The organism is Microcystis sp. BLCC-F210, assembly GCF_042134685.1.
Classification (GTDB): domain Bacteria; phylum Cyanobacteriota; class Cyanobacteriia; order Cyanobacteriales; family Microcystaceae; genus Microcystis; species Microcystis aeruginosa_D.
On sequence record NZ_CP169647.1, the window covers coordinates 4,926,480 to 4,950,686 of the forward strand.

Annotated in this window: 18 protein-coding genes; 12 read left to right on the forward strand and 6 right to left on the reverse strand. The window is 41.9% G+C overall.

The features are described from left to right. The first annotated feature begins 13 nt into the window (after positions 1-13). The 4 genes from ACE3JL_RS23970 (at position 14) to ACE3JL_RS23985 (ending at position 4,953) form a co-directional block, all read left to right on the forward strand. Positions 14-718: a Uma2 family endonuclease gene (locus tag ACE3JL_RS23970; RefSeq protein WP_002783430.1), complete on the forward strand. Its 705-nt coding sequence runs from the start codon at positions 14-16 to the stop codon at positions 716-718. A gap of 187 nt (positions 719-905) precedes the next feature. Further along, complete coding sequence (locus tag ACE3JL_RS23975; protein ID WP_375328552.1) at positions 906-1,661, forward strand: DUF2232 domain-containing protein; 756 nt, start codon at positions 906-908, stop codon at positions 1,659-1,661. 551 nt (positions 1,662-2,212) lie between these two features. Continuing rightward, the gene (locus ACE3JL_RS23980; RefSeq protein ID WP_375328553.1) at positions 2,213-4,384 is read left to right on the forward strand and encodes an Rne/Rng family ribonuclease; all 2,172 of its coding nucleotides are present in this window, start codon (positions 2,213-2,215) and stop codon (positions 4,382-4,384) included. Then, the gene (locus tag ACE3JL_RS23985) at positions 4,381-4,953 is read left to right on the forward strand and encodes a ribonuclease HII (RefSeq protein WP_375328554.1); all 573 of its coding nucleotides are present in this window, start codon (positions 4,381-4,383) and stop codon (positions 4,951-4,953) included. Before ACE3JL_RS23980 ends, ACE3JL_RS23985 begins: the two co-directional genes overlap by 4 nt. Positions 4,954-5,069: 116 nt before the next feature. Here the strand turns inward: ACE3JL_RS23985 and ACE3JL_RS23990 are convergent, their stop codons facing one another. Further along, positions 5,070-5,549, reverse strand: a complete 480-nt coding sequence (locus ACE3JL_RS23990) for a hypothetical protein (protein ID WP_271992305.1) — start codon at positions 5,547-5,549, stop codon at positions 5,070-5,072. A 348-nt stretch (positions 5,550-5,897) separates the two neighbouring features. Here ACE3JL_RS23990 and ACE3JL_RS23995 point away from each other — a divergent pair, with 348 nt between their 5' ends. The 6 genes from ACE3JL_RS23995 (at position 5,898) to ACE3JL_RS24020 (ending at position 12,408) form a co-directional block, all read left to right on the forward strand. Continuing rightward, on the forward strand, positions 5,898-6,611 hold the full coding sequence (locus ACE3JL_RS23995; RefSeq protein WP_375328555.1) for a sulfotransferase family 2 domain-containing protein: 714 nt from the start codon (positions 5,898-5,900) through the stop codon (positions 6,609-6,611). 102 nt (positions 6,612-6,713) lie between these two features. Then, positions 6,714-8,480, forward strand: coding sequence for a thiamine pyrophosphate-binding protein (locus ACE3JL_RS24000; protein ID WP_375328556.1), 1,767 nt, complete (start codon positions 6,714-6,716; stop codon positions 8,478-8,480). Positions 8,481-8,531: 51 nt separating this feature from the next. Beyond that, positions 8,532-9,392 carry a sulfotransferase domain-containing protein gene (locus ACE3JL_RS24005; RefSeq protein WP_375328557.1) on the forward strand — a complete coding sequence of 287 codons (861 nt, stop codon included), beginning with the start codon at positions 8,532-8,534 and terminating at the stop codon, positions 9,390-9,392. Positions 9,393-9,493: 101 nt separating this feature from the next. Then, positions 9,494-10,306 carry a hypothetical protein gene (locus ACE3JL_RS24010; protein ID WP_375328558.1) on the forward strand — a complete coding sequence of 271 codons (813 nt, stop codon included), beginning with the start codon at positions 9,494-9,496 and terminating at the stop codon, positions 10,304-10,306. A 58-nt stretch (positions 10,307-10,364) separates the two neighbouring features. Further along, positions 10,365-11,177 carry a hypothetical protein gene (locus tag ACE3JL_RS24015; RefSeq protein ID WP_375328559.1) on the forward strand — a complete coding sequence of 271 codons (813 nt, stop codon included), beginning with the start codon at positions 10,365-10,367 and terminating at the stop codon, positions 11,175-11,177. Between the two features lie 7 nt (positions 11,178-11,184). Beyond that, the gene (locus ACE3JL_RS24020; protein WP_375328560.1) at positions 11,185-12,408 is read left to right on the forward strand and encodes a thioester reductase domain-containing protein; all 1,224 of its coding nucleotides are present in this window, start codon (positions 11,185-11,187) and stop codon (positions 12,406-12,408) included. Positions 12,409-12,583: 175 nt separating this feature from the next. Here ACE3JL_RS24020 and ACE3JL_RS24025 read toward each other — a convergent pair whose 3' ends face one another. The 5 genes from ACE3JL_RS24025 to ACE3JL_RS24045 form a co-directional block, all read right to left on the reverse strand. Continuing rightward, positions 12,584-15,862: an amino acid adenylation domain-containing protein gene (locus ACE3JL_RS24025; RefSeq protein WP_375328561.1), complete on the reverse strand. Its 3,279-nt coding sequence runs from the start codon at positions 15,860-15,862 to the stop codon at positions 12,584-12,586. Positions 15,863-15,966: 104 nt separating this feature from the next. Then, on the reverse strand, positions 15,967-17,241 hold the full coding sequence (locus tag ACE3JL_RS24030; RefSeq protein WP_375328562.1) for a sulfotransferase: 1,275 nt from the start codon (positions 17,239-17,241) through the stop codon (positions 15,967-15,969). A gap of 181 nt (positions 17,242-17,422) precedes the next feature. Then, complete coding sequence (locus ACE3JL_RS24035) at positions 17,423-18,736, reverse strand: coproporphyrinogen-III oxidase family protein (RefSeq protein WP_375328563.1); 1,314 nt, start codon at positions 18,734-18,736, stop codon at positions 17,423-17,425. Between the two features lie 45 nt (positions 18,737-18,781). Then, entirely contained in the window at positions 18,782-19,063 is a 282-nt protein-coding gene (locus tag ACE3JL_RS24040) for an acyl carrier protein (RefSeq protein WP_190359295.1), read from the reverse strand. A gap of 3 nt (positions 19,064-19,066) precedes the next feature. After that, on the reverse strand, positions 19,067-20,428 hold the full coding sequence (locus ACE3JL_RS24045) for an AMP-binding protein (protein WP_375328564.1): 1,362 nt from the start codon (positions 20,426-20,428) through the stop codon (positions 19,067-19,069). A 294-nt stretch (positions 20,429-20,722) separates the two neighbouring features. Here ACE3JL_RS24045 and ACE3JL_RS24050 point away from each other — a divergent pair, with 294 nt between their 5' ends. Both ACE3JL_RS24050 and ACE3JL_RS24055 read left to right on the forward strand, forming a co-directional pair. After that, the gene (locus ACE3JL_RS24050; RefSeq protein WP_375328565.1) at positions 20,723-21,310 is read left to right on the forward strand and encodes a hypothetical protein; all 588 of its coding nucleotides are present in this window, start codon (positions 20,723-20,725) and stop codon (positions 21,308-21,310) included. A gap of 110 nt (positions 21,311-21,420) precedes the next feature. After that, complete coding sequence (locus ACE3JL_RS24055) at positions 21,421-23,958, forward strand: sulfatase-like hydrolase/transferase (RefSeq protein WP_375328566.1); 2,538 nt, start codon at positions 21,421-21,423, stop codon at positions 23,956-23,958. The last annotated feature ends 249 nt before the right edge of the window (positions 23,959-24,207 follow it).

Here is a 24,207-nt window from a genome sequence, read left to right on the forward strand (position 1 = left end):
AACCTCAAAAAAGATGACCACTTTTCCCATCATCGATAATAACGAGTCTTGTGCGGATGAGGTAAAATTTCCCCCCAGGGATATCTGGAGTGAGGAACCCCCCTTGGAAAGCTACGCTCATTTACAACAAATTCTGATTTTACTTCAATGTTTAGAATGGTTATGGCAAGATCGCAATGATTATTTTGCCGCCGCTAATTTGAGCATTTATTATAGTCCTAATCAGAAAAAATCTGAGGATTTTCGCGGGCCAGATTTTTTTGTCGTTTTGGGAACAGAAAGACGCTTAGATCGAAAAAGTTGGGTAGTTTGGGGAGAAGGGGGCAAATATCCCGATGTTATCGTGGAAATTCTATCTCCTAGTACCGCCAAGGTAGATCGCGGCCAGAAAAAACAAATTTATCAAGATATTTTTCGCACTCCCGATTATTTTTGGTTCGATCCTGAAACTTTGGAATTACAAGGATTTCGGCTAATGGAAGGGCAATATCAAGCAATTGAACCGACAGACCGGGGTTGGTTATGGAGCGATCGCTTAGGCTTATTTCTAGGTATTTATCAACAACAATTACGCTATTTCAATAGGGAGGGGGAATTAATTCCTACCCCCGCAGAAGTGGCTAAACAGGAACGTCAAGAGAAGGTTTTAGCTTTACAACAAATAGAACAACTAAAATCTCGTTTACGGGAGTTAGGAGCCGATTTAGAAGGTATTTAGAGCCGTTTTTTTTCAGTGAAAACAGGGAAATTTTCCGTAAATTCCCCCACCCCTAACACCTCATACTAAATCCAGTTATTAAAGACTGATTATTTATGCCCCCTTTTGCCTCTTGCCTGACTGGGAGTCGCCAGTCTAAGCTAAGAATAGCTGGCCAACCCGTCCCGACCACCGGATAAATGATAGAATGAATGATTCTAACGCTAATTCTCCCGCTCAATCCTCAGAAGAGACAATAGATGAAACCAATTGGGTAGATCTGGGGGAGGAAGGGAAACCCCTAGATAAACCCACTGCTAAATCTATCCAACCATCTCCCCTCAAGTCTATCTCTACCCTGATCACGGTGGAGACGGCTTTTTTGGCCAGTGCTACCAGTTTAATCTGGTTAATTGATTATTATTTTCCCCTCGGACCGTTATTAAGGGTTTTCTTCCCGATTCCTATCGCTTTAGCCTATTTACGTTGGGGCGCTCGTTGTGCTTGGATGACAGCATTAGTTTCTAGTTTACTTTTGTCGGTGTTAATGGGACCGACTCGCAGTATTGTCTTTTTGATTCCCCACGGCCTGATGGGGGTACAATTGGGGCTATGTTGGCGCCGGGGTGCGCGCTGGGAATTTTCTATCTTGACTGGGGGACTGTTGGGCGCTTTTGGTTTATTCTTTCGTTTTTGGCTGTTTTCAATTCTTTTAGGCGAAAATCTCTGGTTATATGTGATTACCCAAGCGACTAATTTTATTGATTGGATTTTCACCCAGTTAGGGATTCTCGCTAAACCGACGCTGCTGCAAGTGCAATCAATGGCAGTTGTGGGCATACTTGTCAATAGTTTATTATACTTATTTGCCGTGCATTTAGTGGCGTTATTAGTTCTCGATCGCCTCGGTAATCCGATTTCTCGTCCGCCCAAATGGGTGCAGGCCATACTAGATTATGACTAATTATTTAGTGCTTTATGGTCAGTATCTCCAGTCAACTGTTAATCGATCGTTTTTCCCCGATTATCATCTTGTCAGAGAGTGACCGAGTGAGTTATAGTCGTCTATAAGACTCGATTAAAGCATTTCTTAAAAGAATCGTGGTTTTTGGAAAATCGAAAAGTGCGCTATTTTTCCCGTCCACAGAAACCTGTTGCCGAGGGGAGTAACTCAAAAACTCCTTTTTTCCTAGATTCTGATAGACAGAACTGGCGGAAACGGATAAAAAATGCTGTTATCGAGCAAGACTCAGGGATTAATTGAAAATCTCGTCTCTTGGCTGTGCTTACCTAATTGTGGGTCAGGCCAGCAGTTACCTTTCAGACTTAACAACTGACACCAAGACTCAGTTTCCACGTCTGAGAGGCAGATGAATATCAAGATGAGGCTTTAACGATGCGGACTCATCTTCTTAGAACTTTCTTAACAAGACCAGATTTCCAGAAGTAGCCTCAAAGCATAGACAAATAGCCCATAGTCCGTCGCTTTTGAAACCGAAAGATTGAGGAAATTGAATGCCAAAACAAATAATCATAGCCGAACAACACCATATAGCGGCTGTTTTTTGGGAAGATCAAATTCAGGAATTAGTGGTGGCCACAGGTAATCAGCAGGTGGCCGACATCTATCTAGGATTAGTAGAAAATGTCATCCCCGGGATAGATGCAGCCTTCGTCAATATTGGCGATGCGGAACGCAATGGCTTTATTCATGTCACCGACCTGGGTCCCTTAAGACTGAAAAAAACCGCCGGTGCTATCACCGAATTACTGGCCCCCCAGCAAAAAGTGCTGGTGCAGGTAATGAAAGAACCCACCGGCAATAAAGGACCGCGACTAACGGGAAATGTCACTCTCCCCGGTCGTTATCTGGTATTGATGCCCAATGGCCGCGGGGTGAATCTTTCCCGTCGCATCCGCAGTGAAGACGAGCGCTCCCGTTTACGAGCTTTAGGGATTTTGGTCAAACCAGCGGGGATGGGGTTGCTGGTACGCACCGAGGCCGAAGGCAAAGCGGAAGAAGCGATTATCGAGGACTTGGAATTTTTGCAAAAACAGTGGGAGAGCATCCAACAGATGGCCGTCAGCAGCCGCGCTCCGGCCCTGCTGAACCGCGATGATGACTTTATTCAAAGGGTTTTGCGGGATATGTACAGTGCCGATGTCAATCGCATTGTTGTGGATAACCCGATGGCGGTAAAACGAGTTAAACAGCAATTGACGAACTGGGGCGGCGGCAAAGCTCTAGAAGGGGTTTATATCGACTCCCATCGGGAAACCCAGCCAATTCTCGACTATTTCCGGGTTAACGCCGCCATTCGCGAAGCCCTGAAACCCCGGGTGGATTTACCCTCCGGCGGCTACATTATCATCGAACCGACGGAAGCTTTAACGGTAATTGATGTTAACTCCGGTTCCTTTACCCGTTCGGCCACGGCCCGGGAAACCGTACTCTGGACTAATAGCGAGGCCGCCACGGAAATCGCTCGACAACTGCGCTTGAGAAATATTGGCGGTGTGGTGGTGGTGGACTTCATCGACATGGATTCCCGTCGCGACCAGTTGAAACTGTTGGAATTGTTTAATAAGTCCCTGAAAAGCGATAAGGCCCGGCCTCAGATTGCCCAATTATCGGAATTGGGGTTAGTGGAATTAACTCGTAAGCGTCAGGGGAAAAACATTTATGAATTATTCGGCAAAACCTGTGACCATTGCGGCGGACTAGGCCATTTAGCCCATCTACCAGGAGAAGGCAACGCCATCGCCCTAGAAAACGCCACCGTTAGCCGTGCGGAAAAAGAAACCCTTGTCGTTGCGCCGATTAATACAAAAGTTCTACCCGATAAGAGCGCTCCTAGCGTTGCGGCGGCCGAACCCTATCTAGAAGTTTTCTCCGAATTTGAGGCCGAAGAAAACGCTCAAGAGATGGATATTTCCTTCCATCCCAACTATCAAGAACAGGTTAATAATTCTCGCCGTCGCCGTCGTCGTCGTCCCTCGGAACTGTTACTAAAAGAGGAACGGAGCGAAAAGGCCTCCACTAACGGTGTTAACAACGAAATCGAGCTAGAATCAGAACCCCAACGCCTTGAGGAAAAACGAGAACGTCCCGCCCGTCTCTCGAAACGGGGAGAAGATGCCAGCGCCGGCAAAAATATCCCCGTCAGCGAACGGGAGCGGGTTTCCGTGGAAATGACCCCCGTAGAACAGGAAGTTTATTCTTTAATGGGCATTTCTCCCCTGATTCTGGTTGATCAAGAGTTTAGAGACCCGAAATCGGTGATTGTTTCCGTGAAATTGGCAGGGGAAAGAGAAGCGGAAAACCCAGAAACGGCCGCCACCCCCGAAATATCCTTGACTCCCACCCTAGAGGCCGAGGATACAACCGCCGCCGCACTGGTCGAAGGGATGGAAACCGGCGAGGAAGCCGAAAATCGTCCCCTGGTGCGCCGTCGTCGTCGTCCCACCACTGGCGAAGTTAGTCAAGAAATCAACCAAGAAGCTAGTCCGTCAGTGACTTTTACCCCCGAACCGATTGCGCCCGAAACTCCAGTTTTTCCGAGCGAAGTTATTCCTTTAGAAACCCCGGTGAGCGCCGAGGTGACAGAGGAGCCACAAATAGAGGCTGAAACTGGGGTGCTGCGTCGTCGGCGTCGTCGTTCCTCCGCCACTGTCGATGAGTCATGAGCGCAGAACCCTTAATTGCTGGTGTCGATGAAGTGGGACGCGGGGCTTTATTTGGTCCCGTGGTGGCGGCGGTAGTGGTCACTGTTCCCTCTGGTTTTCCAGGGCTGTGGGAGTTGGGGGTGAAGGATAGTAAGCAACTTAGCCCCCAAAAACGGCAAAAATTGAGCGAGCAAATACAACGGCATCTTGTTTGTCGCATCGGTTATGCTACGGTGAAAGAGATCGATCGCTTGAATATTTTTCATGCTTCTCTACTGGCAATGAGCAGAGCGATCGGGAAATTACCCCTTTCCCCCAGTCTCTGCTTGATCGATGGCAAGCACATTATTAAAGATTTGTCAATCCCCCAAAAGGCGGTAATTCGGGGAGATCAACAATCGCCGGTCATTGCGGCGGCTAGTATCGTGGCCAAAGTCTGGCGTGATGACTTAATTACTCGTTGGCACGGACGCTATCCCGATTATGGACTCCCTCGTCACAAGGGTTATGGCACCGCTCAACACCTAGAAGCGATCGGCAACTATGGACTTACTTCTCAGCACCGGCTCTCTTTTAGTCCCTGTCAATGATAAGGCGTTGCTAAATCAAGATATGAATGTTATCGGATGCAAAAGTTAGTTTGGGTCTAGGTTTTAAAAATCCCAGAAAAGAAGATTCATATCTCAAATCAGCAACCCCGTCAAAACTACTCTTCAACAATTTCGACTTCTCTAGTGAAAAGGGGTTCTTGGGTAACAATTTCTACTTCAATAGCCTTTTTCAGGTTAAGTTTTAGAACTGGAGAAATTGGCAAACCTTTCACCTCATTGATGAGATATTCTTGAGTTTCTGTTTCACGACGTTTGAGATATACCGCTTTCAGCACTGCCTCAATGCCATAACCCGTAACCATGTCACCAATAATAGTAGAGATACCTAAGACCCCAAGTCCACCAATTACCCCTAGCGGACCGCCTAACCCCAAAAGTGCGTAAATCATGGGATAGGTAGTGCTAGTGGATGCGACAACAGCAATAATGAAAATAATGCCGGGGAGTCCAAGAGAGGCAAGTTTTTGAAGGACTTCATCCAGAGAAATTCCCCAGGAGACAAGTTTTTTGTTGATTTCTGCGGGATTAATTCCGAGAAAATCCTGGGGAATGACGGGTGCGGTGGTTTCCGTCATTGATGAGACTCCTAAAATCACTAAGTTGGATTGGTTGCTAGGGATTTCAGTCATATAAAGTCCATGGCAAGGCCAAGGCGTACAATAACGGCCGTCTAGGGATTCCGATGCCTGGCAGCATTCTACATCAGTCTTACTGTTCACACAACTTGCAGAAAATCCTCAGTTCTTAAAGAAATAGCCATTTTTGGGCATTATCGGGTTAACCCCTAGAGCATATCCCAGAGGAAGGCCAGAATGGGCAAGCTGACAATTTAGATTCTGTCTCTCTTGTCAAGTCCAATTTATACTAAAATTGATACGCTTACCAATCTCGGACAGAGCTATTATTATCACACCGTAAGATTAATGTTAATATCCTACAGTCATCAGTTCATTTTTTTTCATGTCACAAAAGCTGCGGGGACAAGCGTTAAAGCGGTCTTAGAACCTTATGCACAACAACCTGAAAAATTCAAAATTAATCGTCCTCCCAGAATGTTAGGAGAGCAAATTAATCCCCTGTATGAAATGTGGGAATCCTCTCTTTGGCACGCTAAAGCCAGAGATATGCAAAAAGAACTGTCAGAGGAAGTATATAATAATTTTTATAAATTTTCTTTTGTCAGAAATCCTTGGGATTGGCAGGTATCCTATTATCATTTTATTCTTAAGCAGAAAGATCATGTTAGATATGAATTAGTTAAATCTCTGGCTGGTTTTGAAGAATACTTGGAATGGGTTATTAGTACAAAAAATCCCTTTCCCAAAGGAGCAACTAAACTACAAAAAGACCTTATTACTGACTTAGAAGGCAAAATAATAGTTGACTTTGTTGGTAGATATGAAACTTTAGAAGCTGATTTTGATCTGGTCTGTCAAAGGCTAAATATTAAAGCTTCTCTGCCCTGTTTAAACAAGTCAAAACATCGTGATTATCGAGAATATTACAACAACAGAACCAGAAAATTAGTAGAAAAACACTTTCAGGATGACATCGCCTTATTTGGCTACACATTTGATGGTTATCAATACCAAATTGCAGCGGAAAAATTCTTCGTCACAGCTGCTGGGGGTTATTGAGAGTTGACAAAAATTTAGCTAAACCAATTTTCTGCCCAGGGGTTTAAAAGCAGCGTCTATGTGAGATATTCTAACAATAGTCCATTGACAAGACAAAATCTAATGATTTCACAAGCCTCTTCTCCCATTACCTTGACAGAGCCAGAACAAATCCAGCCAAGAAATATGAGTGACCTAATTGTCGATTATTTAGAGCAATTAGGGGTAGAATACGTTTTTGGCATCCCGGGAGGACATAATAGTGCCTTCTACGAAGCCTTAGCACGCAGCGAAAGACGCGGGGGGGTTCGTGCCGTTTTGACTTGTCACGAAACCGGCGCCGCTTTTATGGCTGATGGTTATGCTCGTGAAACCGGAAAAATCGGGGTTTGCTGCGGCACAACTGGACCCGGTAGCACCAATTTCATTACAGGATTAGCCTCAGCTTATGCTGAAGGGATACCTCTACTTGTTATCACCGCACAAACTGCCCTACCTCATTTTAGCTGGAGTGCCTTTCAAGAATCATCGCCTGATACCATTGATACAGTGGCCATGTTTAAGCACTGTACCCGTTATAATACCCTCGTCACCCACCCTAATCAATTAGAAAGAAAATTGGCAGCGGCATTAACAACAGTTTTACATTCACCTTTTGGACCGGCTCATCTTAGTATTCCTGTGAATATTTTCCGGGTTGAGTCTCCCTCATCCCTTGCTTATCCCCAGGTAACGACTCAAGCTGCTGCATTAGTTGATTTAAAAGCCTTAGATGAGCTTGATAGTACCATAAACAATATCTTAGACCAAGGTCAAACCATCGCCATCTGGGTTGGTCAAGATTGTAGGGAAGCCACCCCAGAAATTATGGCATTAGCCGAATTAATTAACGCTTCTATTGTCACAACTCAAGGTGGTAAAACCTGTGTTAATCCTTATCATCCTTTAGTAAAAGGTGTCTTTGGTTTTGCTGGACATCAAACAGCCCGTCAAGCTTTAACCGATGATTCTGTTGCTTTAATTTTAGCGGCTGGGATGAACTTAGGGCAATGGGAAACCTCGGCTTGGGATCAGGCATTGTTAACTAAAAAAATAGTTCATATTCATCACGCAAGGGATTATTTTAAAAGTTCTCCGATGGCCAGTTTACACATTCAAGGTACAATCAAAACCACCTTGGCAGAATTACTAAAAAGATTGCAAAAAACTCGGCAAAGGGGACAAGTAAAACCGCAGTTATCAACCAGCTTATCCCCCGAATTTTCCCAGCCTTATCAACCCGCTCAAATTACCGTTAAAGAACCGGACAGCTATCGACTGTTAGAGGATAATTCCCCCGTTAAACCCCAGCAATTAATCGGTGAACTCATACAACATTTTCCCCCAGAAACACGCTATTTAGTCGATGTAGGTAATTGGTTAGCTTGGACAATTCACTATTTCTTCTCACCTTGTCCTGAAAATTTCCGTTTAGCTGTGGCCACTGCCCCCATGGGTTGGGGAATTGGCAGTGCGATTGGAACAGCTATGGGGGCAAAAAATACCCCAGTGGTTTGTCTTACAGGTGATGGATGTTTTCTAATGCACGGCAACGAACTTGCTGTTGCTGTTGCTGAAAAATTACCGATTATTTTTATCATTCTTAATGATCAATCTTTTGGTATGGTTAAACACCGACATCTGCAAACGGGAGTAGAACCCCTAGAGTTTGCTTTACCATCAGTAGATTTTAGTCAAATTGCTCGAGGAATGGGAGCGAATGGTTATATTATTCGTAATAGTCAAGACTTGCAGGAATTAGATTATGAGGCAATTTATCGGGATGGCAAACCTACCGTCTTAGATGTGCGAATTGATTCGGAATATGTTCCCCCCATAGGAATGTTTTAAGGTGATGAAACCCGTTCAATATTTTCCCTATTCACTATTGACTGAAAAGCGATGTCCTATACAAAGTTAGTGGCCAAGCGATTACTAATTAATTCCTTGCCAAAAAGTGGCACTCATTTATTGGCTAAGTCCGTTGAAATTCTGGGCTATAAAGAACATTTTGAAGATCAAGAAGTTCAAGAAGTGCCTCTATTTTTTAACTATCGAGAAGTTAAAAAAAGAATCGAGCATCAAACTCAATTTAGCCAAAAACAAATTAGCATAGGGGCCTTAACCCCCTACTATGTAGATTTGGCGATTGTTCGACATTGGTTAACTCTTATTGCTCAAAACCGATACATTTTAGGTCATATTCCTTGGACACCTCTGTTAACCCCAATTTTTCAGGAATTGAATTATCAGCATATCTTCATTATTCGTGATCCTCGTGCTGTTATAGCTTCCTCAATTCCCTTTGTTTTAGATACGGGAAAAATGCCAGCAAGACACTTTTTAGAAGAGGATTTTAAGTCCATGTCTCCTAGCCAAAGATTAGATTTTATTTTAGTGGGAGGCTATGGTGCAAAAGCGGGAGTAGAAATCAGAAATTTTGCCGAAGTGTTCCGTTCTATGTTAGCTTGGTCTCAAGAGCAAAATTGTTTATTTATCCGTTTTGAGGATCTGGTGGGAGAACAGGGAGGTGGCAAGTCGGAAAAACAAAGGGAGACGATGGAAAAAATTTGCCACCATTTGGATATTCCTTTTAATGAAACTATTGCTTCTCAGTTGGGGGAGATTTATAACCCTTCTGCTAGAACATTTAGAATGGGTAAAATAGACGGATGGAAAGACTCAATAGAGCCGGCAGATATCGAAAAATTAAACACCTATTGTCAACCATTATGTCAAGAGGCAGGTTATGAAATGTATTGAGTTATACCTACGGATTGGTCTAATAAATTACCAGTTTATTGGTGATTATTTTCCTAGATATGGTACGATCCTTCCACGACTTAAAATAAGGAAACCCAAAAATGGACTTACAAGCAAATCTTGAGAGATTTAAAAGCAAACACCCCATCAGTCGCAATCATTATATTTCCTATCGTAGTATATACAAAGCTACTCCCAGTCTCAAATTCATATTCAAGCATTATTGCCCGATTTATCATATTTCACTAGATGAGTTTTTTGAATATTATCCGCTTTTAGCGTTTATTGAATACCTTGTCTATGAAACTGATACAGAGATCGAAAGCAATCAAAAGGATAGCAGCTCATCAAGTCAGTCTTCTCTGTGGGATTCTAAAAAAATCATCATTCGATCTCTTTTAAAAGAATTTGATTTAGAAGCTCCTACAATCTTAAAGCACATAGAGAATTTGGGTCAGTATTTTGAATTAGAAAGTCAGCTAGTCACCTCTGAAAAAATCACATTAGAAGATGTAATTCGTGCCTCTGAATTGCGGTCTTCTGACGAGTTAATTCTCCACTGTACCTTGATTGCTATGTCAGGTAAACCTTATAGAGATGAAATTTTTGAGATTATGTCACCCATACATATTCTGCTAGAATTTCATGATGATTTTCTTTCCTATCAAGAGGATAGGGCAGCTGGTAATTATAATACCTACTGGATGTTTCAGAAATTGTATGGAGAGGAAGCACACCATTATTTAAAAGCAGAAATAGACCGTTACAGTAAGCTATTTGAAGCAACCCTGAAAGGATTATCTGAACAAGAACAAGAAGTTTATTCAGCAAAATGGTCTCGTTTATGGCAAAATGTATTTCCCTATTTCTCTAGTGCTGAACTTCTTCGTCAGACTGTTTTAGAAGGGGTTTAAACCTGTTATTTGACCGCGGAAACTTATTTGTTTAAAAATTCAAAAAGGAGAAACTAAAATGAACCCGCAAATGTCCCCTGGTATGATTGAAAGAAAAAAAACCGTTAGTCAAATCCCTTATATTTCCTATTATAGTATCTATAAAGCTACTTCAGTTTTAAAGCCGTTTTTCAAAATATATTGTCCAATTTATAATATTTCTGATGATCGATTTTTTGAATTTTATCCCCTCTTAGCATTTATTGAATATCTGATCTACGAAACCGATGTAGAACTAGAAGAGAGTAATCAAAAAGATGGCTCACTATTAACTCAAGTTTCTCCCTGGGATGCCAGAAAAAAAATTATTGAATCTCTTTTGCATGAACTTGGTGTAGAAGGCTCCGCAATTTTAGCACAAGCAGACAACTTAGGTAAATATATTGAATTAGAAGGTCAGCTAATTGCTTCTGAAAAAATAACCTATGAGGACTTACTTCTTGCTTCTGAACTAAGGTCTTCTGATTTGAGGATTCTACACTCTGCTCTCGTTCAAATTTCAGGTAAACCCTACCGAAGTGAAATTTTTGATCTGATGTCACCTCTAGAAGTTTTAATAGAATTTAATGATGATTTTCGTTCCTACAAAAAGGATATAGCATCAGGTAGTTACAATACCTACTGGATGTTTCAAAAATTCTATGGAGAGAAAGCACACCATTATTTAAAAGTAGAAATAGATCGTTATAAAAATCTATTTGAGGAGAAACTTAAGCGATTTCCTCAAGAAGAACAAGAGATATATTTAGTAACATGGTCTCGTTTTTGGCAAAGATTTCCCTATCTCTCCGATGCCGAACTTATTCGTCAGGTTGCTTTAGAAGGGATTTAAAAAACACATGACTAAACCTGTGACTCAACAGTTAGACCTGAAAGCGGAAGTAAATGTGGATTCCTCGATTCAATTTGAGCAATCGCTTGCCAAGAATTGGCTAGAGCCAAAAGCTATCTTATTGACAGGAGCAACTGGTTTTCTTGGAGCTTATTTACTCGAAGAACTTCTCCAGCAAACCAGCGCAGATATTTATTGTTTAGTTCGCTGTTCTAATATAGAAGAGGGAAAAAATCGTCTTCAAAAAAACTTAGAGTTTTATTCTCTCTGGCAAGATGATTTTAATTCTCGTATTGTTCCTATTGTCGGAGATTTAGGGAAACCTTTATTCGGTCTTTCTCAACTAGCATTTGAGGGATTAGCGGCAATAATTGATATTATTTATCACAATGGAGCTTGGGTTAACTCTGCTCGTCCCTACTCTACTTTAAAACCGGTAAATGTCTTGGGGACGCAAGAAGTGCTAAGATTAGCTAGTAGGGAGCAAACTAAACCCGTTCATTTTGTTTCGACTCTTGGGGTTTTTCTCGGTGATAATCAGGAGGAAATTGGCAGAATCACTGAAATGGATAGCCCTAATTTTGTTAATCTGCAAGGAGGTTATCGCCAAAGTAAATGGGTGGCAGAACAATTAGTGATGGTCGCACAAAAAAGGGGATTACCTGCTTGTATTTATCGTCCTTCAAGAATTATCGGGAATAGTAAAACGGGGATTAACGGTAATTTCCAAGATTTCCTATGTATTTTGCTAAAGGGTTGTATTCAATTAAAAAAATTTCCCGATTTAAACACACAAATAGATATCGTTCCCGTTGATTATGTCAGTCGGGCAATTGTTGGTTTATCCCAGCAAAAAAACCATGCTGGCAAAGTATTTCATTTAATTAATTCTCAGCTAATTTCCTGGGAAACTTTCTTTAATTCTCTTCAACTTTTAGGCTATTCCTTAGAAAAAGTTAATTATGATAATTTTTATGCCGAATTAAAGTATCAATTATCCCAGTCTCCCAAGAATACACTATATTCATCTTTATTACTGCTTTTGAAACTGTCAAAACTATTTTCCCCTGATAAGCTAGAATTTGACACAACTCGAACATTGATAGAATTAACAGAGCTATCTATATCCTGTCCTGTTATTGATGAAAAATTGCTCAGTTTATATTTTTCTTACTTTCAGAAAGTTGGCTATTTTCCCCCTATCATAGCCGTAGGTTGGGTTGAGCAATAATAACTCTTGTCTGTCAAATATTATCGACGCTGGAGCGAAACCCAACTGCACCGATGTCTTTAAGAATGTTGGGTTTCACTCAAACCATTGCTTCGAGCAGTTTTGTTGCAAGTATTAAATTGCTCAACTCAACCTACAAGCTATCATAGATAGGTACAAAGTTTTGTAGGGGCTGCTATATATTTTTAAGATTTTGGAAGATAGTAATTGGCCGATGAGGATTCGTAACAATTTCCGACCATATCTGCATGAAATCTCGGTTAATTTGAGTCATTGAATCAAACTCAAAATAATCTTTTTTATATTGCCACCAACCCTTAAGAGAGGGTTTTGGGGAAGTTTTATTTTCCCAGAGTATTAACTCTAAGTCGGGCCTAACCTCAAACTCTTCCATTTCCCAAGATTTCACCTCTAACCCCGGTAGTTTAAATTCTTCTTCGGGGGACTCTGACAAAACCGCAATAACTGCTTTAAAACTAGAATTATTAAGGCGATATTCTGGTTTGATAACTTTTGCTAAATGCTCAAAGGGAATATCTTGATACTCTAAAGCTTCTAATACTACCCTTCGCACTCGCGTTAGTAACTCTTTAACAGTAGGATTACCACTTAAATTAACCCGGAGCAACATTACATTACTAATTAGACCAATTAGAGGCTTCAGGTGTGGATGATTACGAGCGTCACGGGGAGCGCGGATAATCATATCTTCACAGCCACTATAGCTATAGAGTAAAACAGCAAAGGCTGTTAGTGCAGTCATAAATAAAGTCATTCTTTGTTCTTGACAGAGGATGTTTAATTTCTCTGTGAAATCCCTAGGAATTTCAAAATCAAAATTAGTCCCTAGACTTGAAACCGATGAATCGGATAATTTATGACTGGATCTAGACGGCGAAATCAGGTGTGGGGGAATTTGTAAGGTTGGTGGCTCTCCAGCTTCTAAAATACGTTTATAGTGGTTAATTTTCGGTTCAATTAGTTGAGAACTAAAGGACTTTAGTTGCCATTGAACATAATCAACATACTGGATAGGTAGGGGAGGTAAAGGGGAGGAATTACCTAAGACAAAAGCCTGATAAAGTAGCTCCAATTCTTTAAAAAAGAGCGTCAGGGATGAATTATCTATAATAATATCATGGATGTGAGTGAGGAGGATGTGATCTTTCTCATCCAAACGAATTAATATCAGTCTGATTAAAGGACCATTAATCAAGTCAAAGGGTTGATTAGTAATCTCCTGTAATAATCTTGCTAATTCCTCATTTTTTTGGTTCTCTGGCCAGGATTGTAAATTAATTATGGGTAGGGGTTTTTCGGTGTAGGGGTTAATTAACTGAACAGGGGAACCGTTGACTTCTCGAAAGATGACACGCAATATTTGATGGCGATAGATAATCTCATTCAAGCTGGCTGTTAAAGCTGCTAAATTGAGGTTTCCTTTAAGGTAGTGTCGTCGAAAATTACCCGAAAAATGGACGACTGTATTGGATTTTTCATAGGCCCATCTTTTCTGTTGAGTCAAAGATAAGGGAAAATAAGGACAGCCAGATAAGGAATCAATTTTTGGGGAAGAATCGGCAATAAAATCCTCGTCTATGATTAAGGGATTAATTACCTCATTAAATTTTATTTTATCAATTTTTTCGATTAGTTCTGGATGATTTTTCCGTAAATAATCGGCAAATTCGGCCACCGTTGCAGCATCAAGAATAGTTTCTACAGCAAACTTTTTTTCAAAGTGAGACTCTAGCTTCTTACAGAGGGCAATAACTTTAAGGGAATGTCCCCCCAATTCAAAAAAGTTCTCATCAATTCCTACTTTTTCTAATTCCAAAACCTCTGCCCAAATTGCAGTTAATAGTTCTTCTTCTGGATTTCTTGGCGGTGTAACCAGACGAGAAGTGTCATAATTTAGAGGCAATTTAGCTAAAGCTACACGGTCAACTTTATCATTAGGGGTCAAAGGCATTTTCTCTAAAATTACTAATGCGCGAGGAATCATATAATGGGGTAACTTTTCTTTTAGATAGTCGCGCCATTGAGCGAGGACTTGCTCGACTTTAACGGTGGGATTAATAACAGCATAAGCGATTAATTGAGGATCATTTAACTGCTCTTGACGGACAATGACTACTGCTTGGTGAATGGCGGTATTTTCGTTTAAGATACCTTCAATTTCTCCTAATTCAATTCTTAAACCGCGAATTTTAACTTGAAAGTCTATACGCCCTAACCATTCAATATTACCATCGGGAAGATAACGGGCTAAATCGCCGGTTTTGTATAACTTCGCCGATGGATTATCATCAAAAGGATGGGGAATAAATTTTGCCGCAGTTAATTCGGGACGATTGAGATATCCCCTAGCTAAACCTACTCCCCCAATATGTAATTCTCCCGCAACCCCCACAGCCACTTTTTTGAGAGACTGGTCGAGGATATAAGCTTGCGTATTGGCAAGAGGACGACCGATGGTTAAGGGACTATCAGGGCTACATTCTGCTATGGTGGCATCAACGGTGGCCTCGGTGGGGCCATAGGCATTAAAAAAGCGTCTTCCCATTGACCACTGGGCCATCAAGGCAGGGGGACAAGCTTCTCCGCCGACAATTAATACCTGTAGGTGTTTTAAGGGTGCTTGAGGGAGGACGGCTAATACTGATGGGGGAATTTGTGCATGGGTAATAGCTTTTTTTTGCAGAAAATTAAGCAAGTTGTCTCCCGGAAGTAAGGAGTTAGAATTTCCTAGACAAAGTTGCGCTCCCGAAGAAATAGCGGTGAAGATTTCCGAAACGGAAGCATCAAAATTTAAAGAAGCAAATTGCAGAACACGACTTGATGTATCTAAATTAAATAGTTTAATTTCTGTTTGAACTAAATTAACTACTCCTTTATGAGTAATTAAAACCCCCTTGGGTAGGCCAGTGGAGCCAGAAGTATAGAGAATGTAGGCTAAGTTGTCGGAGTTTACAGTAGTTTTAGGGTTTTCTTGACTTTGTTGAACTAGGGACTGATCTTTATTTAAAAAAATTACTTTTATCTGGTCAAGGGGGAGATTTACAAGGGGTTTTTCCTGTGTCAATAAGATAGATATATCGGCATCTTCTAGGATAAATTTTAGCCGTTCTTTGGGGTAAGCAGGATCAAGGGGTACATAACCCCCTCCCGCTTTGAGAACACCTAAAACCCCGATGATCATTTCTAGGGAACGCTCAACACAGATTCCTATTAATTGTTCTGGTTTTACTCCTAATTCAATTAAATAATGGGCGATTTGGTTGGCCCGGTCATTTAACTGCTTATAGGTTAAGGAGGAATCTTCAAAACTTACCGCAATCTGATTAGGGGTCTTCTCCACCTGGGTTTCAAATAATTGATGAATTGTGGTGGAATAAGAATAATTTTCTGCCCTAAAATTCTCCTCAATTGGCTGTAATTGTACTTCAATCATGATTTAAGTAGCTGGTTATAATTAAATTAAAAATGGATTTTAGGTTTGATCCCCCCTTAGTCCCCCCTTAATAAGGGGGACATCTGAAAGTTTTCAATACCTACCTACTTAAGATACTGCAAAAAATCAATTATGTTTTCTAAGTCTGGTAACACTGTGGCCAATTCCCGTTCATGTTTGCGCCATTTTTCCTGTCTAGGAGCAGATAGGGTTCTTTGAGCGATGGGTAAGGGTTGAGAGAGAATTTGCTCGATTTGTTGGTCTTGATCTAGTTGGGCAAATTGGGCAATATGATTAATAGTTTGCCCGGGATGTTCAACTAAGTCGCGATAATTGACTGGACACCAACAGGAAGGGTTGAGGGACTGAAGGTCTTCTATGAGGTAGGAATTAGCCATTTTCCACTGATAGGCGGCAATTTCTACCAGAGCAGATTCCTGGAGAGATGACCAACCGGGTACGAGCAGAAAACTCCACTGACTATGCTCCCAACCGGGTAAGGGTTGATAGCTAATAAAACGTTGCGATCGCCATCCTTCTAACAAACTACTAATATTTTCCCTAGCATCTCGATAAAGATAGATAAAGAGAGCATCAGGAAATACAGCCTTTAAGAAAGGAACTCTTAGAGCATTTTTCGGCGTTTTTTCTAAAAAACGAATTTTGCTAGGACGCTCATTTTCAGCAATGTTTAAATATTTTACCCCTTCCCGATTTTGTAATTGTTGGGTAAAACCTTTTCTCAGAGTCGCGCTAATTTCTGGGGTAGCATCACCTTCATCCAAGCGGTTAGAGCTAAAATTGCGTGCGGCAGGATGTAAAGCGGGTATTCCTTCGATAATTTCGTGACTTTCATCTCCAATTGTCCATAAATCGGGGAATTTAGCCAGGGTTTCAAACAATAAACTACTTCCTGCTCTGGGTGCAGAAACAATAAAAACCGGCTTTTCAAACTCTGGTATTGAGAGGTTTTTATCTTCTACTTCTAGCTGAGACTGATGCTTTTTTTTGGCAATTAACAAACGCTTTCTCTGATGCAGAGAAAGCATCTCGCCATCTTTTCCCCTCAGGGGTGGAGAAGGCGATAGGGTTGAAAGCATGGAAGTAATAGGATTAATTATCTCTTGGATTGCCACCGATGAAGATAGCCATTTTTGTAATAATGGTGCAATTTTTCGGCTAAATTCCCCGATTAAATCTCGATAGGCTAATTCTCCTCGATAGTTTTGTCCAAATTTGGTAAAAACCGATTGCCATTGGCTTTGAAATTCTGCCAGTTTTTCGGTCAGTTGCTCTAGTTGTCCCTGGGGAAGGGAGCAATTTTCAAGAAGACCATAAATAGCGGCTACTTGCTCTTCAATTTCCGCATCAGTAAGCACGGGTAAATCATTAAGTGGGACCTGAGCTAAACTGTTTGTTCTGCACATCTCATCCTGGTCATTTTCAACAATGAACAATTATTAGTTAGCGATTATCCAGTTTCTAGATTTTAACTGAGTAAGGGGGTCAGAACCCCTTACTCAGGGGGAAAATTGACAATTTTTAACACCTACCTACTTACTAACTTTTGAGTTTTTTGAGAGATGCTGCTAAAGTTTCGCCCACATAGTCCCCATAAAGAATCCCCTTAGGGGTTAATTCAATTTCTTGGGTAGATACGGTGACAAAATCATCTCTTTCAAGTGCGAACAAAGTTTCCCCGCAAAGGGATTGTAATTTAAACCCATGTCTTTGCTGAAATGCAATTAAATCAAAACGTAATGTCTTGATTCCTAGTAAAACTTCCCGCACCATCCGGTCCAAGCTAGTCAGCTTATACCCGCGAGATAAGGGTAGTTCTCCTTGGGCCAGAAGGGTCGCATATTTTTCCATATCGCTAGTATTTTGTAACAGAGAATCCCCTAAACAGCCAAAAGCAGAGACTCCCAGTCCATAAAACTCCATTCCGTGCCAAATATTAAAAATGTATTCACTGCGATATTGTTTGGTACTTGTGGCCAAATCGCTGTCATTTTTAACATAGGTAAAATGACTCCAAGGATTATAGTTTGCTTGGGCAAAGCGCTCCATGGCCAACTGCATAAACTGCATTTCTAGCTCTGCTGATGGCAATTCTATAATTTCTTGGCGAACCCCTTGATCAAATACTTGGGTATTGGCAAAAGCTTCCATTTTATAAACGGTGATGCTTTCTACTCCGGTTTTCAGAGCGCATTCTAAGCTTTCTTGCCAAGTTTCTACAGTTTCTCCCGCTAGTCCACTCAACAGGTCAATATTAATTGACCATTGACCCTCGCCAGCGTTTTGGGCCACATCGATCGCTCGATAAGCTTGTTTTTCGTCATGACCTCTGCCACTCAGTTTGATGATTTGATCATTAAAAGATTGAACACCTAAACTCAGGCGATTTACTCCTAATTCTTTGAGTACCCTCATTTTTGATGGGGAAACACTCAAGGGTTCTGCTTCTACGGAAAACTGTTTCTTTTCTTCAAAGTAGGAGAAATTTTCCCGTAAATTCTCGACAACTTGGACTAACTGGTTTCCGGTTAAGGTGGTGGGAGTTCCTCCGCCAAAATAAACCGCCTGAATCCGTCGGTTTTTCAAATTGAATCTTTCGGAAACGAGTTTAATTTCTTGGCAAAGCGTATCTACATAGGCCTGTACTTGGCTCTCTTTTAGGTCAACGGTTTTGTAATAACAAAAAGCACAGCGTTGAGTACAAAAGGGGATATGAACATAGAGACAGATTGGCTGTTCTTCTAGTTTTTCGGCGATTACCCCTGCTTTCCACTGGCGAAAGGGGGGATAGTTAGGGTTTAAGGGTAAACGTTGCGGCGTTTGGGTTTTCGGAAGTTCGATGGTTAGAGTCATGATTTTTGACCAGGGTATTTTTATTTAGATTGCGTTAACTCTAGATCAAGCTGTGACTATTATTTGTTCACTTGCCGGCATTTTCTGAGCAATACAACTAGCTAAAACGTTAAGATTACTAAAGGATTCTAGATTTAAATCCGATTCTGCAAACTCAACCTCGAAATGTTGTTCGGTCAAAGCAATTAATTCAACTACTGCGATGGAATCCAATCCTAACCCGTCTTCAAATAGGGAGGCGGTTTCGTCAATTTCCTCGATTTTGAGATTGACATCCAGTTGTTCGGCAATAATTGTCTTGAGTTGATTTAAAATGTTTGTCGCCATTTTCTAAGCTTTGGGTAAAAAACTGACTAATTGCTGATGATCGATCTTCCCGTTAGGTAACATCGGTAAGGTTTTCAAAGTGACAATGCGGTCTGGAATCGCTCTTTTCGGTAGTATATCAAAGCACAATTCTCTGATTTCATTCTCAGACAGATGACTCCCTTTTGTCAAGACACAAAAAGCGACTATACCTTTGCCTCTTTGACTCTCTCCATGGGATTGAACCGCAACCGCTTCAATTTCCCCTAAAGTTTCCATATTTTTCTCGATGTCAGAAAACAAGACCAATAGACCATCCCGGTTAATACTGCGATCGCATCTTCCCCAAACTTCTAGATGACCGTCTAAATGTAGCTTACCTAAGTCTTTAGTAGGGAACCAATCATCAGAATTTGTTGACATCAGCGGCACTCCTGCTGGATCAACATAACCATCAAACCCTGATGGATGCTGACAGCAAATTTCCCCAACTTCTGACATTTCCGAGTTTAAAGATTTCTTAAGTTGCAATCGCACACCTGGCATAGGCAAACCGACCGTTTGACAACGGAGGGATAATTCTTCTTGGGGATTACCTGCGGCAATTACCCCCATTTCTGTACTGCCATATAACTTAACCAGGGGTCCGAAATTCTCTTCATATTTGATAAAAGTGTTTTCTTTGATCAGATCTCCCGCCACCACTGTTAATTTATACTCTCTGGCTGATTTTCTGCCTTTAACTAAGGTTTCACAAAAGCTAGGAGTCATAAAAGCAACATTAGGATTAAAGTCTTTTTCTCTCTGAAGATAGCGTAAAAGGTTAGCACCTTTCTGTAAATCAATAGAGGCTCCAACAGCCACACTAGGAAGAAAAGCAGCCCCTAAACCATAGAGATGATAAATCGGGACTGGAATCGCCACTCTCGCCTCTGAATTTAATCTCAATCTTTCCACACAGTTAAGCACATTTTCTAGCAATTTAGTCTGAGAATGAACCACTATTTTTGGTGTTCCTGTACTCCCAGAAGTCCTCATATACAGCCTTTTACTCTTGTCATCGATAGTTTTATATTGATGATTTTCGGTAATTTTTAGCCAATTGCTAATCTGATCTAAATTGTCAGTTTTTTCTAGTTTGGGAGTGAGACAATAGCGACAAAATTCAGGAGTAATAGGGGACGAGTTTGACTGAGGCTGCAAAAAGAAACTATAGCCATTTTCTAACAGAAATAACAGAGTTAAAGCACTGGGAAGAGAATTTTCACATTCCAGGGACAAGCAGTCTGAATGATCGATTTTTTCTTGCCTGAAAAAGCTTGACAAATTGTCAAATATTTCCCCAACATCTTGCCAAGAATAGGTTAAACATCCATCAGTAAGCACGTTGGACTGATACGAGTCTAGAGAGGGGATGCGGGCTATAAATAAGCTGTTCAACATTTACATTGGTATGGAAGGTTACATGGGGGTGAGATAGTGGCGGCAGAAATCAGGGTAAACGCGGCTCAAACGCTATTGATAATTGGCTAATTTTAGCGGCCGTTGGTCTGCTGTCTAGGCATTGCAAGTGCTACCAGTCAATCAGAATATTTACGAATTGTCAAGGATTTTTAAAATAGGTTTATCCCTCGGTCAAAGTATGTTAGACTCCGGGAGATTGATTTTTAGGAGTTTCTCATGGACGAAGTTAACGAACAGGCTGGCGCTGATGAATCTTCATCCCAGAATGTTAACGAACAAGCTGCATCTGATGAATCTTCATCCCAGAATGTTAACGAACAGGCTGCCGCTTCGGAATTTTCTTGGGAGGAAATCGGCAAAAAACTAAAGCTTGCCCCCGGTGAAATCAGCAAAAAACTGGCATCCTGGGGGGTTTCTTTGGACGAAGTAGCCAAGAGAATTGGTTCTTTGGGACTCCCAGGCGTAATTCTCGTGGTCACGGTATCCACCTCGGGAGCTACTACTTATCCCATTGCCTTCGCTCTGGCAGCTTTAGGGGGTCCCCTCGGCGTTTTCGGTGGTTTGGGACTGCTTGGCCTAACCACTGTTGTGGGAGATGCCTTGACGAACTATGGAATTGAAGCAGTTCTTGCCGCTATCTATAAAGAGCGTCGTAAACAGGAAGCTCAGGAAGACTTAATCAAAGAAGTTGAAGGTTTACCGATTACGCAAGGACTGAAACTGAAGCTCAAACAGCAAATAGAGTCGGCGGAGGTTGTGTCTGAGGATATTGGTTCCCCTCAAAAAATTGAAATTGCAGAATAATGACTTCAAGTCATGCCTTGTTTTTTACTCTGATTTCTTCTTCGTCTTTGATGACATCAACTAAGTTTGTTACCTCGAATTGAATTAACCCCTAATTAAGGATCGGTTTTATGTCCGCTCAACAAAGTGTTTTGTCCAATGTTTTGTTCTTTGATGGTAAAGGAGATTATGTAGAGATACCTAATTATCCTAACCCAACTGAATCTATGACCATTTCTGTTTGGGCTAAGAGCAATACTCCCACTTGGAACCAGACCGGATGTTTAGTCAGTAAACGGGATGCCTTCATATTACATCCCGTTGCTGGTGGTAAATTAATCCAGTTCTACATCGCTTCCCAGGGTTGGCGAGAAACAGCAGTTGACCCGAAAATAGACATCACTCAATGGCATCATTATGCAGGAACCTTTGACGGTAAGAGTATCCGTTTGTATATTGATGGAGAAGAAGTAGCCCGAAAAGACTATGTGGGAAAAATTCAAGCAGATAACGGCTCCTTGTTTATCGGTTGGGATGATGGAATAGGGGGACGGTATTTTAATGGACAAATAACAGAAGTGCGTCTATGGAACACTGCCCGAAGGGAACAGGACATCAAAGGGGATATGTACCGGCGACTAAAGGGCAATGAACCAGGCCTGGTGGGCTATTGGCCCCTTAATGAAGGTTCAGGGAACATCGCCACTGACAAAACCGTTAAGGGCAGTAATGGCACAATTAACGGGGCAACTTGGCTGCAAGAACAAATCCCCTTAAGTGCCAAAGCCTCTAAACCCAATATTGTCGTTTTCCTCACTGACCAAGACAGTGCCGCCGTTGCTGAACGCTGGCCGCAAAGCTTTGAAGATGAGCATCTACCGGCCCTGAAACGACTGAAAAAGAACGGGCTGACCTTCAACAAAATGTTCACGGTAACGGTGGCCTGCTCTCCCAGTCGGGCTACTCTGCTCACCAGTACCTATCCCAATCAACACGGTGTTATCAACACCATTGCCGAGCCTTTTTCCGATATTATCAACCGCTATGAGGACAGCTACGGACAATCCCTAGAACAAAAGCTTCTTAATCCCACTCAGGTGAACCTAGCTCGGGTTCTGAAGGCGGCCGGTTATAAGGTCTATTGGAAGGGCAAATGGCACTTGAGCGTTCCCAAGAGTGATACCGATAAGTGGTCAAGCGAAGACATCGAATACATGAAACAGTCCTACGGTTTCGATGGCTGGAATCCGCTTGATGCAGGAGTTGCCCGCAATGATTTAACCAAGTTTGGCAAAGGGACTTTTTACAATGATGAACGCTATCTACGGGGTGTAGAAGGGGTCAAAAAAGTCATTGAACGAGATGCCAAAGAAGGACGCGGAGCTTTTAGTGGACTTTCCCCAGAGAAAAGGGAAGCGAAAAAGCAAGAATTCCTAGCTGGAATTGACGAGGCTATTCCCCGGGAAGAACAAGGGGTTCTCGAATTTATTCAAAATTACAAATCCGAGGACGGTCCTTTTTGCTTAGTGGTGTCTTTGGTCAATCCCCATGATATTCATGTGGCTCCTACCTTTGAGAAAGATGCCGGCTATTCCCTAGAGGACTTTAAAGATTTTAATCTTCCCATTCCCGAAACTGTCTTCGAGGATCTATCCTTTAAACCAACCGTCCAAGAAGTTTTTAAACAAGGCTGTCAAGTCAAGGAAGATCAACGACGGAAACGGCTAAAACGAAGCGGCGAAAAGGTCTGGTATGACGATTTGCCAGAACTGAAAGGGGGTAAATTCGCTACCAATAGTCAGCAAGTTCAGCAGATGTTTGTTAACTTCTACGGCTATCTAAAAAAACTGGCAGATAACCAAATCAATGAAGTGCTGAATGCCCTTGAAGCTAAGGGCTTAATTAACGATACCTTAATCGTGCGGACTGCCGACCATGGGGAAATGTGCCTGGCCCACGACCGTCAGCGAGAAAAGCCTTTCAATGCCTACGAGGAAGTGCTTCGGGTTCCTCTGATTATTTCTAACCCGAATCTATTCCCGAAAGCCGTTAGTACCGATTCCTTTGCCACAACCTTGGATATAGTGCCAACTCTGGCTAAATTTGCTGGGGTGTATGATATGTTCCAGTTTGCCTTTCAGGGTTGTGACCTAACGCCTTTATTCACCAATCCCAATCAGGAAGTCCGCGATGTCATTCACTTTACCTTTGATGATGGTACGCTGCCTCCCCGGTTTTTCAAAACCATTCCCCGACGTATCCGTACTATCCGAACCAAAGAGTGGAAATATTCTGTTTACTTTAACGACGAGGGGACTAATTACGAGTACGAAATGTACGACCTAGTCAATGACCCTCTGGAAAAAACCAATGTTGCGGGTAAACCAGAATATTTAAAAAAATTCCTGGAACTACACGCGCAATTGATCGAGCAGATGGTTAAGTTAAAAACTGTTCCGGGTCGTTTTTCTATCTATACAGAAGAGATGAAGCAACAGAATTTTATTCCTCCTCTGTATTGGCCGACGCAAGAGGAGGCCGAATATGAAGCCATCATGGATTATGCAGCTAACCAAGCTCAGTCTTCCTACCGGCACCGAGATCACAAGGAGGTGATCAAAGCCCAGGCAAAAGATGTTGATCCCGATATGTGGTGGTTGGGAATCTAATCAAAGCGCCGCGGCAAAACAACTAAGGGACTTGCGCTTTGATAATCTACCTTTTGGGCGAACGCAGTTCGCCCCTACATTGTGGACAAAATCCGTTACTGTAGGGGCGCAAAGCTTGCGCCCTCCGATCAATTGGGATATTATTCCCACGCAAGTCCCTAAGTAGGTGGGTGCAAATCAATGGCACCCACCTGTAATGGGAGCATACCGCCCACACTGGGTCTTACATTCAATGAGACAACCTGCTTA